The 18,075-nt window shown below is 45.2% G+C and carries 14 protein-coding genes, 3 tRNA genes and 1 other RNA gene; 9 read left to right on the top strand and 9 right to left on the bottom strand.

Annotation, left to right across the window (positions count from 1 at the left end):
- Positions 1 to 69 precede the first annotated feature (69 nt).
- The gene (locus QWZ05_RS08615; RefSeq protein WP_290297978.1) at positions 70 to 2,112 is read left to right on the top strand and encodes a transporter substrate-binding domain-containing diguanylate cyclase; all 2,043 of its coding nucleotides are present in this window, start codon (positions 70 to 72) and stop codon (positions 2,110 to 2,112) included.
- A 107-nt stretch (positions 2,113 to 2,219) separates the two neighbouring features.
- An RNA gene (gene ffs, locus QWZ05_RS08610) (signal recognition particle sRNA small type) lies at positions 2,220 to 2,316 on the top strand.
- Between the two features lie 424 nt (positions 2,317 to 2,740).
- On the opposite strand, the gene QWZ05_RS08605 is transcribed toward ffs, so the two are convergent.
- A tRNA-Ser gene (locus QWZ05_RS08605) sits at positions 2,741 to 2,831 on the bottom strand.
- A gap of 370 nt (positions 2,832 to 3,201) precedes the next feature.
- Here QWZ05_RS08605 and QWZ05_RS08600 point away from each other — a divergent pair.
- The gene (locus QWZ05_RS08600; protein WP_290297975.1) at positions 3,202 to 4,065 is read left to right on the top strand and encodes a polysaccharide lyase family 7 protein; all 864 of its coding nucleotides are present in this window, start codon (positions 3,202 to 3,204) and stop codon (positions 4,063 to 4,065) included.
- 139 nt (positions 4,066 to 4,204) lie between these two features.
- Here QWZ05_RS08600 and QWZ05_RS08595 read toward each other — a convergent pair.
- The 5 genes from QWZ05_RS08595 to QWZ05_RS08575 form a co-directional block, all read right to left on the bottom strand.
- A tRNA-Ser gene (locus tag QWZ05_RS08595) sits at positions 4,205 to 4,295 on the bottom strand.
- A 125-nt stretch (positions 4,296 to 4,420) separates the two neighbouring features.
- Positions 4,421 to 5,104 (bottom strand): HAD family hydrolase, encoded by a 684-nt coding sequence (locus tag QWZ05_RS08590; RefSeq protein WP_264875090.1) that lies wholly within the window; start codon positions 5,102 to 5,104, stop codon positions 4,421 to 4,423.
- A 144-nt stretch (positions 5,105 to 5,248) separates the two neighbouring features.
- Complete coding sequence (locus QWZ05_RS08585; protein WP_390216866.1) at positions 5,249 to 6,967, bottom strand: putative 2-aminoethylphosphonate ABC transporter permease subunit; 1,719 nt, start codon at positions 6,965 to 6,967, stop codon at positions 5,249 to 5,251.
- Positions 6,964 to 8,025, bottom strand: a complete 1,062-nt coding sequence (locus QWZ05_RS08580) for a putative 2-aminoethylphosphonate ABC transporter ATP-binding protein (protein ID WP_290297969.1) — start codon at positions 8,023 to 8,025, stop codon at positions 6,964 to 6,966. Before QWZ05_RS08580 ends, QWZ05_RS08585 begins: the two co-directional genes overlap by 4 nt.
- 85 nt (positions 8,026 to 8,110) lie before the next feature.
- Complete coding sequence (locus QWZ05_RS08575) at positions 8,111 to 9,127, bottom strand: putative 2-aminoethylphosphonate ABC transporter substrate-binding protein (RefSeq protein WP_289961743.1); 1,017 nt, start codon at positions 9,125 to 9,127, stop codon at positions 8,111 to 8,113.
- 260 nt (positions 9,128 to 9,387) lie between these two features.
- Between QWZ05_RS08575 and QWZ05_RS08570 the strand changes: the two genes are divergently transcribed.
- Complete coding sequence (locus QWZ05_RS08570; RefSeq protein ID WP_290297966.1) at positions 9,388 to 10,341, top strand: LysR substrate-binding domain-containing protein; 954 nt, start codon at positions 9,388 to 9,390, stop codon at positions 10,339 to 10,341.
- Between the two features lie 16 nt (positions 10,342 to 10,357).
- Positions 10,358 to 10,687: a DMT family transporter gene (locus QWZ05_RS08565; protein WP_290297962.1), complete on the top strand. Its 330-nt coding sequence runs from the start codon at positions 10,358 to 10,360 to the stop codon at positions 10,685 to 10,687.
- Positions 10,688 to 10,760: 73 nt separating this feature from the next.
- On the opposite strand, the gene QWZ05_RS08560 is transcribed toward QWZ05_RS08565, so the two are convergent.
- From QWZ05_RS08560 to QWZ05_RS08550, 3 genes are all read right to left on the bottom strand, one after another.
- Positions 10,761 to 10,837 (bottom strand) — tRNA-Pro (locus QWZ05_RS08560).
- 106 nt (positions 10,838 to 10,943) lie between these two features.
- Positions 10,944 to 12,719 (bottom strand): DUF3413 domain-containing protein, encoded by a 1,776-nt coding sequence (locus QWZ05_RS08555; RefSeq protein WP_264875095.1) that lies wholly within the window; start codon positions 12,717 to 12,719, stop codon positions 10,944 to 10,946.
- Positions 12,720 to 12,745: 26 nt separating this feature from the next.
- On the bottom strand, positions 12,746 to 12,970 hold the full coding sequence (locus tag QWZ05_RS08550) for a YejL family protein (protein ID WP_164648740.1): 225 nt from the start codon (positions 12,968 to 12,970) through the stop codon (positions 12,746 to 12,748).
- Positions 12,971 to 13,059: 89 nt separating this feature from the next.
- On the opposite strand from QWZ05_RS08550, the gene yejK reads away from it, so the two are divergent.
- The 4 genes from yejK (at position 13,060) to asd (ending at position 18,010) form a co-directional block, all read left to right on the top strand.
- Entirely contained in the window at positions 13,060 to 14,064 is a 1,005-nt protein-coding gene (gene yejK, locus QWZ05_RS08545) for a nucleoid-associated protein YejK (RefSeq protein WP_290297959.1), read from the top strand.
- 90 nt (positions 14,065 to 14,154) lie between these two features.
- Positions 14,155 to 15,378, top strand: a complete 1,224-nt coding sequence (locus QWZ05_RS08540) for an Hpt domain-containing protein (protein WP_290297957.1) — start codon at positions 14,155 to 14,157, stop codon at positions 15,376 to 15,378.
- A gap of 216 nt (positions 15,379 to 15,594) precedes the next feature.
- Positions 15,595 to 16,755, top strand: coding sequence for a chemotaxis protein (locus QWZ05_RS08535; RefSeq protein ID WP_290300765.1), 1,161 nt, complete (start codon positions 15,595 to 15,597; stop codon positions 16,753 to 16,755).
- Positions 16,756 to 16,894: 139 nt separating this feature from the next.
- Positions 16,895 to 18,010, top strand: a complete 1,116-nt coding sequence (gene asd / locus QWZ05_RS08530; RefSeq protein ID WP_264875098.1) for an aspartate-semialdehyde dehydrogenase — start codon at positions 16,895 to 16,897, stop codon at positions 18,008 to 18,010.
- Positions 18,011 to 18,075 lie beyond the last annotated feature (65 nt).

Raw genomic sequence — 18,075 nt, 5'->3', positions numbered from 1 at the left:
TATTATTCATACGCAACTCGTCCTATAATGCTCGATTCACATAAGTGCAACAGCACAGGAAGGCTGTTGATGAGATCTATAGGGAGCGAGCCGATCTTGTTTTTCAAATGGTTGTTTTTGTTAGCGACTAGCCTAGCAGTCAGTGGTTTTTCTGTCAGTGCTTGGGCTCAACAACAACCCACCTACAAAATCGCGATAGAGTCTGATGATATTGTCAGTCGAACTATTTTTGACCATGTCGGCGATACGCTTGGTCTGTCGATTCATTATGTCTATTACCCAAGTTTCTCTGCGGTTCTCGATGCTATAGCATCCAGCGAAGCGGATTTTGCCGCAAATGTTACGTATACGCCTGCACGTGCAGAACGTTTTGATTATTCCAGCCCAACGAACATTGAATACACCTATCTATTTTCACTCAACCCAATACAGTTCTCGCACGTCAAAACTGTTGGTATTCCAGCGGGTACGATCTACGGTGAGTTGATTAAGGAAGCATACCCCGACATCGAACAGTTAACCTATTACGGCACTCAAGAGGCCAAGAATTTGTTGCGTCTTGGCCGTGCTGATGCAGTGGTGGATGCCATCAATCAGCTTAAACCAATGCTTTCAGATGGTTTCGATGCCGAACTTTTGAACGACGACTTGTCGATACGTCCCGTCTCGTTAATTGTGCCTAAAGGTCAGCATGCGGAATTACTAAGACAGGTTGAACAGGTTGCCAAGAGCGCCGATGTGCAAAAAGCACTTCGTGAGCAGGTGCAGCAGTATCAATTTGATCTGCTTCAACAGTCGCTTCGAGACGATATTAATCGTGCTTCAATTGATACCCAATCACCACTGTTGGTAAAGTTGGAAAACTTAGCACCGTTTAATCATTATCAAGCTAACGGTGACATTGTTGGCATTACCGCAGACGTGGTAATGCAGTCTTGTGAAATTTTGCAGCTAACGTGCCAAGTGGTCAGCACGGCAGATGAAAGCTGGCAAAGCATGTATGACGATTTTAAAAACGGAAAGATCGACCTACTTGGGCCATTAACGGTTTCACAAGAGCGCCAGGCGTTCACGCATTTTGTCACGCCGCATTACTTTCCCGAAGCTATTATGGTTAAGCGCAAAGGCTATAAGCACAGTGTGTACAATAATGTTTCGGAATTGATTGTCGAACGAATAGGCGTGGTTCGGGGCGACTTTTTTGCCGAACTCTTGACTTATCTGTTGCCGCAAAAAGCGTTGCACTATTTTCGCAATGCCGATGACATGGTAAGCGCGCTGATCGAAGGGCAGATCGATTATATTGCTCTAGATAGAGCCAACTATAACTTTATGATGCGCAAAGATAATTCACTGCCAATTGAAAACGATGAGGAAATTGGTCCGTTTTATCGATCTGACATTGCGCTTGGCCTTGCGATGAATGATCGCGGCAAAGCACTTGCTCCGTTTTTTGATCGAGCCCTTAGCATGATTGACACTCAGTCCATCATCAACCAATACGACAAGCAACCGAACTGGCGCAGCACGTTCGACCTCCAGCAAGAGTTCTCCCAACGTGTAACAACATCATTGATTATTTTGTTCATTGTTGCAGTGATCACGGCACTTTATCTTAATCACATCGCCAAGGTTGATAACCTAACGGGTATCTATAACCGCCGGGCGTTAATGAGGCGATTTTCCAAAGGTATTCCAGAAGACAATATGTTGATCTATCTGGATATTGATAAGTTTAAGCGAATCAACGATACCTATGGCCATTCGTTTGGTGATGAGGTTTTAAAGCGTGTCGCTAATCAAATTCGCCAAGACTGGCTAGGGCATGCCTATCGAATTGGTGGTGATGAATTTGTATTGGTCGGTAGGCATACCGTCAATGGGCTAGATACGATGCTTCAAAGCCTTGGTTCGCTCTCAATGGAACATGAAACCGGCGAGATTGAAATCTCTGTCTCTATTGGTGTAGTAAGTGTTGAAGAGCATAAAAGCTCTCTCGATGAGGTGATGGTGAAAGCGGATTCGTTAATGTATCGCATGAAACGCACAAGCCAAACGACAAATAAGACACCACTAAATGAGATAAGTGAACGACCATTGAACAACTCTTAGGCACTTGGGGCAAATTCATAAGAACGATGCTTGCATTCCCACAAGGGATAATGAATAATGCCCACACGTTACGAGATAGAGCATCTCTAACAACAGAATCTATGGGGTTCTGGTCCTCTCGCAACAATAGCTCGTGAACTCGGTCAGGTCCGGAAGGAAGCAGCCGCAGCGAGTGACTTGTGTGCCGGGATGTGGCTGGGGCCCCACCCATTAGAAAAACCGCTTCTTTGAAGCGGTTTTTTGCTATCTGGCTCGCTCCAAAAAAGACACTTTGTATTTGTCATCGTCCACAAAGACATTTTATTGAATCATACGACTTAAATAATAGACCACTTTCGGTAATATCAGTAGCTCACCAGGATAAGCAATCGAGAATGACAAGACCCAAGATTTCAGTCACGCTGCAATGATAAAGCCAGCATAGCCTGAATGAATGATGGTCATAATTAGCCAGCTGTCAGCGTTTAAAGTATCAAGGTTCCACAACCTTCTGGCAGAGTTTCACCTCATCTAAAATCATCTGCGGATTACTTACGAGGAATGAAACTGAAATGGTAAACAGATTTCGGGACGGGACAGACACCAAACGCAAAAAAGCCGCTGATTTCTCAGCGGCTTTTTTAGAATGTGGCGGAGAGATAGGGATTTGAACCCTAGATACGCTATTAACGTATGCCGGTTTTCAAGACCGGTGCTTTCAACCACTCAGCCATCTCTCCTTTGTGTGACGCATAGTATAGAGCTAATCCTTTGTTGTAAACCCCTATTTTTAAAATGCTTGTTTGATTGACTGCTTTTTAAACATTCGATGAAATACGGGGCATGCAGCTTTTGATTAAGTACCAAATGATAGGTCGTATCACGAGACGCTACTTGTGTCAGATTTGCCTAAGTGTCAGTCCAAAACGCCATTTACTGTGATGATGTTCACGGTGTGAGTGTTTTTCTCTAAACATAAAATAATACAATAGGATTAGATCACGGAAATTTAATGATTCTGTGAATACGATAACCCTCCCTAACTGTAACAATTTATTTCTTGGTTATAGCGATATGACTGAGAGCTTTGACTATTAGAGAATGGATAACATGACAAACACACTTAGATCTTGCTTCTTGGCGGCTGCAGTAGCGGTTGCATTTGGTGCGCAAGCTGCAGAGAAGGCTGCGCCAGCAGATTACACGCAATTTCAGGACGTTCTAAAAGTATCTAAACTTCAGGCGTCAGACCCAGAAGGTAAATCAGGTAATAAAGACGAGTATGCCCTAAATGGTCAATTTGACGGTTTAATACTGGATAGCTTTTACGTAGACAAAGCGACACAAGCCCTTGTATTCAAAATGGCGGGATACAAAAACCGTAGTGAAGTTCGTATCTATAAGAATTTCAATGTAGGCGAGTCAGATAAGTATTACCACTTGGGTGCAGAGATTCAACCCATCAACCCAAGCTCATCGGTAGCGAACACTGATCAAGCGAAGAATGACGCAATCACGTACCTTCAGGTTCATAACGCGGGCAGTATTTCTGCAGATTTTCCGGATGGGGTTTCTGGAGATGGGTATATTCCACATCCATTGGTTCGTGTTGTTTACGAGGCAGAGCGCAGTGGTAAGAAAGATTGGTACTGGGCTGTCATTAAGAACAATGCAGTGAACTGTGGTTCTAAGAGCGGCAATAAGGGAACAGAAGCGTGTAAAAATGCTTATATCAAGCTACCAATTGCGCCAATTGCACAAGAAGGTACAGACAAGTTTGATCTCTATGTTGGTGGTAATAAGCTGATCATCAACCATAACGGCAAAACGGCTGTTAACCACGACATCACGTACTGGAACGAGAAGAAAAGCTATTTCAAAGCCGGAGTTTATAACCAGTTTAAGAATGGTGAAAGTGAAGCTCATTTCTACAAGCTAACATATTCGGTAGAAAATCAGCCAGTCATTCACTAATAGTTTGAATACAGATTAACAGCCGCCAATACTTTGTGCGGTTGTTTTGGGATCTTTCAAATGTATTTCGAACTGATGTGGCATGTTAGTTTCTAAATAACGAAAAAGCCGCTGATTTCTCAGCGGCTTTTTCAGAGTATGGCGGAGAGATAGGGATTTGAACCCTAGATACGCTATTAACGTATGCCGGTTTTCAAGACCGGTGCTTTCAACCACTCAGCCATCTCTCCTTTGTGGGACGCATAATAATAGTGAATCTGATTAGAGTAAACCCTTATGAGGTTTGTTCGATTAGATGTTGAACACTTTTCGAAAAATAATCGCTGCTAATGTGCTTCGAAAGAAGAATTAACGCTTAAAGAGCCCATGAAAGCTGTTGCCAGCCAGATTGCAAGGCATGTTCTTTAAGCCTCGGGCAGCCATTGACGACGATAGGGTTCGGTACTTCGAGCAGCAGAGGCAGATCGTTAATTGAATCAGAGTAAAAATGGGTGGCCATGTATTCCCCATTTTGACTTTCAAGCCACTGCTTCAATCGAATGACCTTTCCGGCTTGATAGCTCGGGACGCCAAAAATTTTACCAGTGTAGAAGCCGCCCTCTTGGTGCAAGTTAACGCCTTCTGCAAATTCAATGTCTAGGTGTTTTGCGAGTGCTTTTACTAGGAAAGTGACGGTTGCAGATATGATCATGCATGTTTTGCCCTGATGGTGTAGCTCTTGCAGTAAAGAGATGGCCTGAGGGTAAACATAGCGTGCGGCTGTTGTCTCAATGAAAGTATCAGCGATGGCATCGATTTCAGTCGTGGAAAGGTGCTTGATAGGCTGCATACTGAACTCGACATAGCCATCAAGATCCATCGCCCCTTGATAGTAATCTGCCATCATCTTTTCATCTTCAGCAAGAAACGATTCATCTGCTAGGTGCAAATCATGCACGAGATGCTGGTGCCAAAGTACGGACAGATCTTTAGCAATCAGAGTTTCATCCATATCAAAAACATAGAGCGAGGCTGGGGTAGGGTGAGTTTGGTTTAGCATTTATAACTCCTAGAAGGATACGATGCTCAAGTATCCCTTGTATCTTACGATAGATTTTCTATCTAATTATTGTTGGCATTATTTAGGTTGGAGATGTCACTTTTGTTACTTCGTTGAGTGACATCTCACAATAGGTGGGTTTGATCAGCGGTAACGCCATTTCTGAGTGTGTTTAATCAAAACGTAACTGATAGCGCTGTGAATCATTCTCGCTATAGCAGATGTCACCATGATCATTACGGCCATGGCAGCGGCGGCAGCGGTATATCCCATCTCATCAAGGTGCATAACTGCGATAGAAGCTAAGACCGTATCGGTGGTATATAGGAAAATAACCCCAGATGTGGTGGTCATTGCGTTGACAAACAGATAGCTCGCGATGTCTAAGATAGCTGGGAGACCTAGAGGAACCGATATCTTAAAGAACGCTTTATACTGGGGTATCTTCAGTGAAGCAGCGACTGCTTCAATTTCCGCAGGAATTTGGCGCAATGTGGTCATTGCTGTCATGTGGCCCACGGTGTAGAGGTGGACAACAGTACAAAGCACTAAGATGGTCATTGTGCCATACAAGCCATTCAGCGGATTGGCTGGAGAGTTAAAGAAGAAGATGTAGCCAAGTCCTAACACCATGCCAGGTACGGCCATTGGCATCATCGCCATAAGGTGCAGTATGTTGCGTAATGGCTTCATCGCTCGGCCTTTTTCAACACAGTAGGCGATTACAAACGTAAGCAGCGTGCCAATGACAGCGACTAAAAGTGCCATCTTCACTGAGTTAAAGAAGGGAGCCCAGCCGTAACTAATGAAGCGCTCAAAATCATAGTTGTTGAGTGTCAGTGACTTGTTGTATGGCCAGAAGCTGATTAGAGAGCCGTAAAGCGCCATACCAATCACCACAATAATACTCACCACAATGCCAGCACAGAATAGAAAGGCGATAGTGTCTTTGAGTTTGCTTGGTTGAGGTTGATACATCACCGCATTGGAGCTCATCATGCTTTGTTGTTTGCGGCGAATATGGGTTTCAACACCAAAAGATAATACGGCAGGAAGTAGCAGAATGACCGACGTTACCGCACCCATTGCAAAGTTGTGTTGTCCAATAACCTGTTTGTAAATATCTGTCGCGAGTACGTTGTATTGACCGCCAATGACTTTTGCTACACCAAAATCACACACGACGAGAGTGAAGATGACAATCATCGCACTCATCAAGCCATACTTTGCTCCGGGCAAGGTCACGGTAAAGAAGGTGCGCAGCGGTGACGTACGCAATGCTCTTGCTGCTTCATAAAGTCGAGCGTCGGCGTTTGATAGCCCCGTAGACATAATGAGTACAGCGTGAGGGAAGCACCAGAACACCAAGCCCATGATGATACCGATTGGGCCGTAGATACTTTCTCCCATCAACCAAGATTTCCAAATCCCCTGATTACCAAATAAGTAGATGAACAGCAGTGATGGTGCTAGGATAGGCAAACTGCCAATCAGCTTAAACGTGCGCTTGAAAGGTATACAGGTTCGAGTCAATGAGTAAGAGAACCCGAACGCGAGTAGGCCAACAATCAAAGAAACCGAGATGCCGATAAACAGTGTGTTGTAGATTGACTGTGTTAGGGCAGGGCTACTCAAATAAGTGGCGTAGTTTTCAAAGCCAATATACTCGCCAGCACTGTTGTGCAGACTTTTGCTAAACATTGCCCATAGCGGTGCCATAAGGCCAAAAATCATGAGTAAAGCCGCGAATACCAATAGTATGCCCATGACCCACTGATCGCGACTGACTCTTTGGATGCGGCCTATGACAGAGTTTGAGTGTCTGCTTTGGGTTGGTTGTGGGAATGTAGCTTCTAAACTCATGCGGCTTGCTCCTCAAAGATAAGCGCATCTTCAGACTTCCAACTCAGTGTGCAAACACTACCGGGTTCTAATTTAAGTTTATCCAGTAACTCAGAGGTGAGGTCGACCTGAATAAGCTTGTCATTCTCAAGTTCACATTCGACACGCACGAATGACCCAAGAAACTCCAAGTTGACGACCCTTGCTTTGATTCCTGCTTGTTGGTTTGCAGAGACTTTGATCTGCTCTGGGCGTAATGCAACTTTGACTGATTGTCCGCTAATCTTGTTTGAATGAGTGAATTTGTAGTTATTAATGGACAGTAGGCCATCTTGCTCATGGTGGGCTTCGAAAAAGTTCATCGCGCCGATGAAGTCAGCAACAAACTCTGAAGCAGGGTGATGATAGATCTCTCTCGGTGTGCCGATTTGCTCTACAACGCCGTGATTCATCACGACAATACGGTCAGCCATGGTTAGGGCTTCTTCTTGGTCGTGTGTCACCATAATGGTGGTGATACCAAGCTTCTTTTGAAGCTGACAGATTTCGTGACGTAAGTGTGCACGAACTTTGGCATCTAGCGCCGAAAGTGGTTCATCAAGCAGCAATAGTCCCGGAGACAGTGCTAAGGCTCTGGCGAGTGCCACACGTTGTTGTTGCCCACCAGAAAGCTGCGCTGGAAATTTGTGCTCAGAGTTAGGTAGGTCCACCAGTTCCAGCCACTCTCGTACTTTTTCCAAAGCTTCCTGTTTTTTCATACCCTGGTTGGTCAAACCGAAAGCAATATTTTCAGCAACAGTCAGATTAGGAAACAGCGCGTAAGATTGGAAAACAATACCGAAGTCACGTTGTTCTGGGGGCAATAAGGTGATGTCACGTTGTGCTTGAAGAATTTGGCCTTCGCTTGGTAACTCAAGCCCAGCGATAGCACGCAAAAGCGTGGTTTTACCGCAGCCCGAAGGGCCTAAGAAGCAGATAAACTCGCCTTCTTTGATATCGAGAGATATGTGTTTTAGTGCGGTGAAATCACCAAAGTGCTTAGACAGGTCGTTTACGGATAGATAGGTATTAGTATTCACGGTCGTACTCTCTTGCGAGCTTGTATATCGGGGGTAACAATCAATAAAAGGGCTCAGAGTGAGCCCTATCGCTTATTCAGTTAGATTATTTCGCGTCAGACTTACCGTCGAAGCGTTTAACCCACTCGTTGATGATGTAGTCGTAGTTCTCAGATGCCCATACGAAGTCATTTTCAATCATGATTTCAGTCGCGTTTGTTGGGTAGTGCTCAACAGGCTGCGCAAGCTCACTGATAGCAATAACGGGGTAGAACTGGTTGTATACCTTGTTTGCACCTTCAGAAGCGGCGAAATCTAGTAGCGTTTGAGCCGCTTCAGTTTTGTCAGTGCCAGTTACGATTGCAGCCGCTTCCATATCCCAACCCACACCTTCAGATGGGAAGATCATTTCGATTGGTGCACCTTGTTGTTTTAGGGTGGCACCACGGAATGCGAACGATACGCCCATTGTCGTTTCACCGGTTGCCGCTAGGTTACATGGTGCTGAACCTGAGTGAGTGTAGCGCGCGATGTTTTGGTGTAGGCCTTCCATGAACTCCCAACCTTTTTCATCGCCAAATTGTTGTAGCCAAGCAGATACGTCTAAGAAGCCAGTACCCGATGACGCCGGGTTTGGCATGACGATATGGCCTTTGTATTCAGGCTTAGTTAGGTCAGCCCAAGATGTTGGCGCTTCTAAACCATGCTTCTCGGCTTCAATTGTGTTGAAACAGATACCAGCAATCCATGCGTCCATACCAATCCAGTGTGGCACTTCACGGCTATCGCGGAATTTCTCGTCAAGCTTGTCTAGATCGGCAGGTGCGTATGGAGTCAGCATGTTTTGCTTGTCTAGAACCATCATTGATGTTGCTGCAAGACCCCAAATTACATCCGCTTGAGGGTTCTCTTTTTCTGCCAAAAGACGTGCAGTAACAACGCTTGTAGAGTCACGCATGAAGTTCAGCTTGATATCTGGGTGCTGAGCTTGGAAGGCACTTTCAAGTGCACGAATCTGTTCAATTTCAAATGCTGTGTAAACCGTCAGCTCTTGGTTAGCAAAAGCTGAAACACTCGTTAACGATACTGCAGCGGTTGCAGCAGCAAGCATCAATTTGTTCATGATATTCTCCATTTCATGATTTAGCCGTTTTGGCATATGCCAGTTAAGTTAGGGCTTAATTTAGAGCAGGAGAGTTAAGTGAAAATTACAGTGGAGGCATTTTTTTGAGGGTTTTAGTTAAGTTTTTCTAAACTTGGTGGACATAAATTCGTCACTCAATTAAGTAAGGCTAATGTCATCTTAACTTCATCGATATGAAAAAAATGGTGACTAAGTTTCCTACTTACCCGCAAAGTTGTACCCAGCAGAGAAAGCAAGCTATGTTGCCTCCATTAAAATCTCTCGTGGCCTTCGAGGCTTGTGCTCGCCATCAATCGATCTCAAAAGCAGCCAATGAGCTTCATGTGACGCAAGCGGCTGTTAGTCAGCACATCAAGTCGCTTGAGCAGTATTTGGGCTTTGCTTTGTTTAACCGTGAGCAGCGTCGGCTGCGTTTGTCTGCTCAGGGGCAAAAATATTATCCGACGGTGCATCAATCTTTATTAGCGATCCGTAACCAAACTCAGGCATTAACCCACAATACAGAGCCCCAACAGCTCACAATCAAGGTTAATACGTCATTCGCTTTCTGTTGGTTAGCGCCCATGCTTGAAGACTTTTATCACCAACATCCATATATCAATGTTCGTTTACATACCGATGACTGGCCTCAACTAGAGGGAAGTCAGCCAATGTTAGATGTCGAAATCGTTAATGGCCCTGCCAACAGCGAAGGGGGCGGGGAACTTGTGTGTAAAGAGTATTGGGTGGCTGTCTGTAGCCCAAGTTTTCGAGATAAACACGCTGCCCTTATCGACGGAGGTCAGTTTGAACAACTTCCCGGTATTTACGTCAGGGGTTATTCAGAGGGCTGGCCTGAGTGGTTGTCTATGAATGGGTTCAGTTGTACTGCGCCGAATCGTCAATACGAAGTGGGCAGTACTATGATGGGCTTAGAGCTTGCGGCGAAGGGGGCAGGGGTGATGCTCTGTCGTTCCTTGAATGCTATCCCACTGCTGGCAAAAGGCGAGGTAGTGGCTATCAGCGACAAGGTGATGAGTGCGACAGACTGCCATTATTTAACGTACAATCGTCATCAAGCCCCTCCGAAGGTGACGCTGTTTACTCAATGGTTTAAGCAAAAATTGTTGGAGCAGCGGCCAGAAGAGATGTTTTTTCGAGTGCTCAACACATCCCAAACTCAACACGGCAAAACACGTTTAAGCCAGCCTTAACATTTGGAGTCTCCCTTTGCATTATGTTTTACTCTCCTTCGCGATTCTTGCGGAGGTTATCGCGACCAGTTTCTTAGCTAAAACCGATGGTTTTTCAAAGCCGCTGCCTACATTAATGTGCCTCGGTTTTTATGCAGTAGCCTTTGCTTCATTAGCACAAGTTGTCAAAGTCATGCCTGTTGGTATCGCCTATGCGATATGGTGTGGTGCTGGTATTGTTTTGGTGGCAGGATTTGGCTGGCTCTATTATGGTCAAAAGCTCGATCTACCCGCTGTGATCGGAATCAGTTTTATTCTACTCGGGACAGTTATTGTCAATGTGTTTTCTAAAGCAGTGACGCACTAGATAAGATTGGCTCAAGATCTCTGATGGATAAAATGCAAAAAGGTCAGCAAATTATGCTGACCTTTTCTGTGTCTGGTCGGACTGGCGGGATTTGAACCCACGACCCCCGACACCCCATGACGGTGCGCTACCAAGCTGCGCTACAGTCCGATAGGGCTGATATTAGCATGAGCGTATGGCGCGTCAACAGGTTAAGGGTTTGATTAGTAGCGGTTTTATAATCTAGCTCACACCGTAATGTGAGCTAGATTAAAATCTAATCGTTATAGAAACGTTGTAGCTCAGTTAAGCCTTGCATCAACACAGGCAATGTCGGGCTTGCGTCTTTTAAGCGGCGGTACTTGCTGTCATAGATCTTAAAGTTACCGAAACGATCGACGACAGTGGTATTGCGCTTGGTAAGCAGTGCGAGCTCGTTGCTGTTACCTGCGATTACCCAGTTGCGCTTACGCTCATTAAACAGGTTACGACCACTACTGTAATCACTTGGGTTCGATGAAGCACCTAGCAACTCTTCCATCAAGGTGACAGAGATATCAAGGTGACTGGTAGGATGGTCATATTCTGCTGAGAGCTTACCCGGCCACTTAACCACAAGAGGGACAGAGAGCTGGTATTTACTGTAGTTTGAACCCGCTCCCCAGCTATTCGTGTCGGTTTCGTTAAACTCGATACCGTGGTTTGAGGTGATGATAACCACCGTTTCGCCTTGGCTATCGAGCTGGTTGAGCTGTTCAAAGATCTGACGCAGTTGCTCATCGGCCTGACGTACAGACTCTGCGTAGCCTTGACGCAGGATATCGCGTGTTGAACCTTTATACTCAGCCGCTGGGTTAAATTGTTCAACGGTAGTCAGTTCGATAAAGCTAAACCAAGGCGCATTGGTTTGCTCTGTTACCCACGCACTCCAGCGCTCTGCTAATTGAACTTGGTTTTCAAGTTCAATAAACGGCATATCTTTGAAGATCACGCTGTTGTAGAGCTCATCATCGAAGTTGTCACCACTAAATAGGCCGAACTGATAGTCATTGTCAGCCATCGTTGATAACAAAATAGATTGTGCGTTTTGGTTTGCTGCGCTGCTCAAGTAGCTGGTCGGTAGGCCATAAAATAAACCAAACATGCCTTGCACATCGTTGCTTGAACTGTAGTGTTCAGTAAACTTTAGTGCGTTGTTTGAAAAGCGATAAGTAAACGGCATCGCATATTGGTTCAAGGCATCCGCACGTAAGTTATTCACGCTAATAACCAACACGTTCAGTGGGTTGGCTCTGCGTTCAAAGACAATAGGTTCTAGTGGATAGTTGATCTCTTCGCCACGAGCTTCATTTTCTTTTTGACGGCGTTCGTACTCTTCACGGTCAAGGATGCCGTGTTTCTCCATAAATGACTTCGCGGTCATCGGATAAGAGAGTGGGAAGTTAGCACGCTGTTTGGTTACTGGCTCATAGAATGAGACATCTGCCCACATGTAGGTGAGATGACTAATGATGAAACAGACAAAAAAGACAGAGGCAATCGGACGGCCAATGTGGCGTTGAGAAAGCTTGCGCTGTTTACGCCAAACCCATTCAGATAAACCAAGCTGTAACAGGAATATAAGGGGTAGAACGATAAACAGGTGTTGGATGTCACGGCTCACTGGGGATGAGTCATCAGTGAACAGCAACTCCCAAACTACCGGATTTAGGTGAAGGTTGATCGACTGATACGCTTGTGTATCAATCAATAGAACGGTCAGTCCTAGCGTAGCAAACAGAACCGCCACTAGACGGAACAGTTTTCTAGAAGGTATCAGGAACGTAAGAGGGAACAGCACCAATAAGTAGAGGGCAAACACCAGGAAGCCAAAGTGACCAACCCATGACACCGCCAAATAGAATTGACCAAACAGGGTTTCTGGCCATGGTGATTGCACGATGTAACGCGTACCGATAAGCATGGCCGCGATGATATTGAAAAACGCAAACCAATGTCCCCATCCAACGAGACGAGACACACGTTCCGAGTAGGAATTTCCACTATCTACCATAAGTGCTGTTCTTTTTATCCAACGTATTAGTGAGCTTTATCTTCTAGAGAAGAAACAAGAGCTTGTGCAAATTTATCAGCAATCGCTTTACGCTGTGAAGGCGCAACGTTTTGATTTAAGACATTAGTTGCAATATTACCTGCAATCATCAGAGATAATTCTGGTGATGCTTGGTGTTTTTCTAGGATAGCGGCAACCTCTGCTAGGATTTGCTCAACTTGTTCGTCACTGTATTTAGATGTAATCGGCATAGAAACTCTATATATGTATATATGATAGTAAAAACGTCTTATGATAACCTACTAGACCCGCTAACTAAACCAAGATTACTTCAAATCCTATGAGTCTGCAGCTTTCTAACATTATTTTGCACCAACTAAGTAAGAACGATCAGGAAGAATTGGTCGTAAACTATCGCTCTGATGCGCTAGAACTCGATCACACGAGTGAAAATTTGGTGGCAGAATTACACCGTACTTTTAATGCCAAAGCAGGCAAAGGCTTTGGCTTGTTCAAAAGTGATAGTGAATTTCAACAGCGCTTAGATACGTTCCGCAAGGGAGAGTTGAGCTTTTATGAGTTTTCTCAGCAGTGCGGAGAGAGCCTAAAGCATGAACTGGCTAAATACCCGTTTGCTGACGAAGGTATTTTTGTGATTGCTGAGTATCAGTCATTGGCAACTGATTACCTATTCATTGCTATTTTGCCGTCCAATCAAAGCCTAAAAGTGACGGAAGGCCTTGATATCAGTGCGACAGATTATCTTGATATCAATAAGATGGACATTGCAGCACGCCTTGACTTATCAACATACGATACCGACAAAGAGTCGAACCGTTACCTCAGCTACATCAAAGGTCGCGTGGGTCGTAAAGTGGCTGATTTCTTCTTAGACTTTCTGCAAGCTGAGGTGGGCTTAGACAGTAAGCAGCAAAACTTAGTCTTGATGCAAGCGGTGGAAGATTTCTGTTCTGACGCTCAGCTCGATAAGCAAGAAACCACGGAATACAAAAAGCAAGTTGCGACTTATTGTACCGAGCAGTTGAAATCGGGTGATGAGATTCATCTAACAGAGCTTTCTGGTGAGTTGCCTCCAACAGATTCGGGCAGTTCTTTTCAGGAGTTCACGCAATCTCAGGGCTATGAGTTGGAAGAGAGTTTTCCAGCCGACCGCACGACAGTACGCAAGCTGACTAAATATGTTGGCGCTGGTGGCGGTCTCAATTTGAGCTTTGATAGTTTGCTGCTTGGCGAGCGTGTGTTCTATGATCAAGACACAGACACACTCACGATCAAAGGTTGTCCGCCAAATCTGAAGGACCAACTGACTCGTCAATCACATTGATAGTGATCGATAAATAGGAGAGGGCGTTTGCTCTCTCTTTTTTTTTGGTTTACGGTGAAACTGAGTGCAGTGAATATCTTAGGGAAAAGAATGAAATTTCACAGAGGATACATCGCGTTGGTGATTTGGATTATCGCCACGATTACCGGGGTGATATGGTTGCGAGGAGAATACGCGGTGTTGTCTGCGCTAGAGGAGCTCGACAACGAAATTCAAGAGACGCGTACCTTAGTCAGTATCGAGCCAGTATTCCAGACCAATCATTTAGAGCATCTTGCCCTTTCAACACATCTTATCAACTCCTTAAAGCTCGAGCTATTAGCCTCGCAAAGAGATGCGATGTTTTCTCATGACGTCAATCAATTGATCATGCTGATCGACCGTTTCACTCGTTTGACAGAACAGCTCAGCGATAACCAGGTTCAAGTCGTTGATTTACTCGATACGTTAAGTGTTCAGATGGAGCAGTATAAAACCGATTCTGAGATCCACGCTTTGCTGACTGAGCTCGGTTCACTGACGTTTATTGCGATGTTTGGTGATCAAAGCTCCAATGCGTATGTCTATCGAGATTTAGACCGTCTCTACACGCAGTCACTTACTTTAGCGGAAGAAGATAAAAGAACGTTTCAGCAATTGTTAGCACTCAGCTCAGATACTTTGGGGGCTTACGCTCAAGGCGCCTATTTGATTGAACAACTGGTCAGTTTTGAGGTGAGTCGTTATATCACCGATCTTCGTCAAGAGCTGTTCCAACATATTCGCAGTGCGGGTGTTGTCTTTGCTGCCGTCAACTTGATTCCGGTACTACTGCTGCTGTTTAGTTGGTCGTCAAGGCAGGGTAAGCGTAAGGAGCCTATTCCTGTGTTAGCTAAGGAAATGACAACCAATGAGGCGATGAGCGATATCGAGCCGCAGGAAGACTCCCCAAGTGAGGCGTCGATTGAGCTAGATGATCCCACGGGTACACCGATAAGCTGTGTTGATTATGACTATATGCTTGATTCGGTCAGTGGTGATAAAGAGTCGGTGGCCTTACTGCTTGGTGTATTTGTTGATGACCATCAAAATGACGCTGAGAAAATTGAGCGGCTTATTGCCGAGCAAAACCCAGAAGCGATGCGAGCTGCGCACAGTTTAAAAGGTGTGGCTGCTAGTGTGGGGGCAATGCCACTGCGCGAGATTGCGACAGTGATTGAGGCAAATATTAAACAAGGGCGAGTGACGTCAGCTAAAGAGCTTGAGCAACTGGCGTTACATCTATCTCAAACGATTGAAAGTGCCAAAAAATACACTGACTGTGTCAATGCATAAATTGAATGCTTAAATAAGTTGATATAGACAGGATTGATGCAAAGCAAAAATGCACGAAAAACTGACCGATAAGGCGGGTTTCTCGTGCGTTTTTCGTTTGTGCCCGCTCGCTTCTTTTGGTCTAATCTCCGCCACAAATTATTAGGGTTCGATGGACCCAGCATCTTGGTTATTTTTGAGGCTAGCAGCGTGATAAATAAAACTTGGTGGTTAGCGATGGCATTGTGCCTATCTGCTCTAACCGGTTGTTCTCTACTTGAAGTGAAAATTGACAATCAAACAACGCCTTTGACCCAACAAGAGTTGGCGACCCGACTACTGACTCGCGAATATGCACTCTCCTTTTTCTCTCAGGTTGAACAAAATGCCGACGTTCTGAAAGAGCAGTACCCTGCTGACGATCGTTATCATCAATCTTATGTGTTGCTGTGGAAGATCAACGCGCAAGAGGGCATGCAGCGCGCCGTTTATCAAGCCTCGCCACAAGCAGGTTTAATTGACAGTTGGGTGTTCACCAAGCAAATGGATGATTTCTTCAAAATGGAGCAAGGTCAAGCCTTGTTTGAGTCACAGCTTGCGGGCCGGGCCTCTAGCCAATTGCTAACTGAAATCGAACAGCTTGCGAGTATGTTGATGTCTCGCAGCTTATTTAATTCTTCTAAGCAATTTGTCGAACAATTTAGCCAAGACAATGCCTTTGCTGAAATCCGTTTCATTCAAACTCCGGCCTATCGTTCATGGCTAGAGTTCAATGACTTGTCGACAGAAGAAGCGGTATCGAGCGTTGGGACAATGGCAGAAGCCATGGGTGATGTGTCGGACCGATTAAGCCTTGTCTCTCAGCAAACGCCAAAACTTATTGGTTGGAAAGCGGAGCTGGTGGCATTGAACAGTGACTTGACTGCAGAAGATGTTTCAAGCGCGCTAGAGACCCTGAAAACGACTTCAGAGTCATTCCAAGATTTTGTTGAAAATAACCCCGAGTACATGCGTAACCTCGCGGCCTATATGGCGGTTGAGCTGCAGCCACTTGTCAATGATATCGACGGTAAGACAACGGAGCAATTGGGTAAACTATCTCAAGAGCGACAAGCCCTTGAGTTGATGGTAGAGCGTGAACGTATTGAGCTTGTTGCAATGGTAGAGCGAGAGAGAATGGCGATTGCCGATATTGTCTCAGAGCAGCGCCAAATGTTGACACAAGAACTCGATCAAGTGTCACAAGATGTGCTGACGTTAGCGATGGATAAACTCATTGAGCTGATTAAGAGTACGATTATCTACTTCATTTTATTCATTTTGGCGATTTTCTTTGCACCTTTGGGACTGGGTTATATGCTCGGTAAACGCGGTGCCGTGAAGGGTGTTCAAAGTTAACCACTCATCGGGGTTGTGAATAAAAATCCGCTTAAATGTGAGCGGGTATGAAATAACACTTGCGCTTTGAAAGGGAAATCTTTATTACTGGGGTTTCCCTTTTTTATTTTTACCTTTTTGACATGGAGTGCGAAAGCTTATGAGAGTAGGTCTAGTTGGTTGGCGTGGCATGGTTGGTTCTGTGCTGATGCAACGTATGGTAGAGGAGCGTGATTTCGATCTGATTGAGCCGGTCTTCTTTAGTACCTCACAAGTTGGTATCCCGGCGCCAAACTTGGGTAAAGAAGCAGGCCTTTTGCAGGATGCTTTTGATATTGATGCCCTTAAACAATTAGATGCTGTAATTACCTGTCAAGGTGGTAGCTACACAGAAAAAGTCTATCCAGCACTTCGTCAAGCCGGCTGGAAAGGCTATTGGATTGATGCAGCATCAACGCTGCGCATGGCAAACGACTCCATTATCACTTTAGACCCTGTGAACTTGAAACAGATTCAAGAAGGTATTCACGGCGGCACCAATACGTTTGTAGGTGGCAACTGCACCGTGAGCTTGATGTTGATGGCATTGGGCGGCCTTTACGAGAAAGGCCATGTTGAGTGGATGAGTGCAATGACGTATCAAGCGGCTTCGGGTGCGGGTGCGAAGAACATGCGCGAACTGATTTCGCAAATGGGCACAATCAAAGAGTCTGTTGCTACTGAGCTTGCTAACCCGGCCTCTTCGATTCTCGATATCGATAAGAAAGTGGCTGAAACCATGCGTGCTGATTCGTTCCCTGTGGATCAATTTGGCGTGCCACTTGCGGGCTCTCTCATTCCTTGGATCGATGTTAAGCGTGACAACGGCCAAAGCAAAGAAGAATGGAAAGCGGGTGTCGAAGCCAACAAGATTCTTGGTCTACAAGACTCTCCTGTGCCGATTGATGGCACATGTGTTCGTATTGGTGCGATGCGTTGTCATGCTCAAGCGCTAACGATCAAGCTAAAACAAGCTATTCCTATGGATGAAATCGAAGAGATGATCGGCACTCACAATGATTGGGTGAAAGTGATTCCAAATGAGCGTGATATTACGGCGCAAGAGCTAACGCCTGCGAAAGTGACTGGCACGCTGGATATTCCAGTTGGTCGACTACGTAAGATGTCGATGGGGGATGATTTCCTTAATGCCTTTACGGTGGGTGACCAATTGCTATGGGGTGCAGCTGAGCCACTAAGACGTACTTTGCGTATTATTCTGGCTGAAAAGCAGTAACTGCCAACAAGTAGATGAAATTCAAAAAGCGCCTGATAGGCGCTTTTTTTGTGCGTTTGTATCAA

The organism is Vibrio agarivorans (assembly GCF_030409635.1).
Classification (GTDB): Bacteria; Pseudomonadota; Gammaproteobacteria; order Enterobacterales; family Vibrionaceae; genus Vibrio; species Vibrio agarivorans.
Note: the sequence above shows the minus strand (reverse complement) of the source record. Positions and strands in the feature narration are given on the sequence as shown.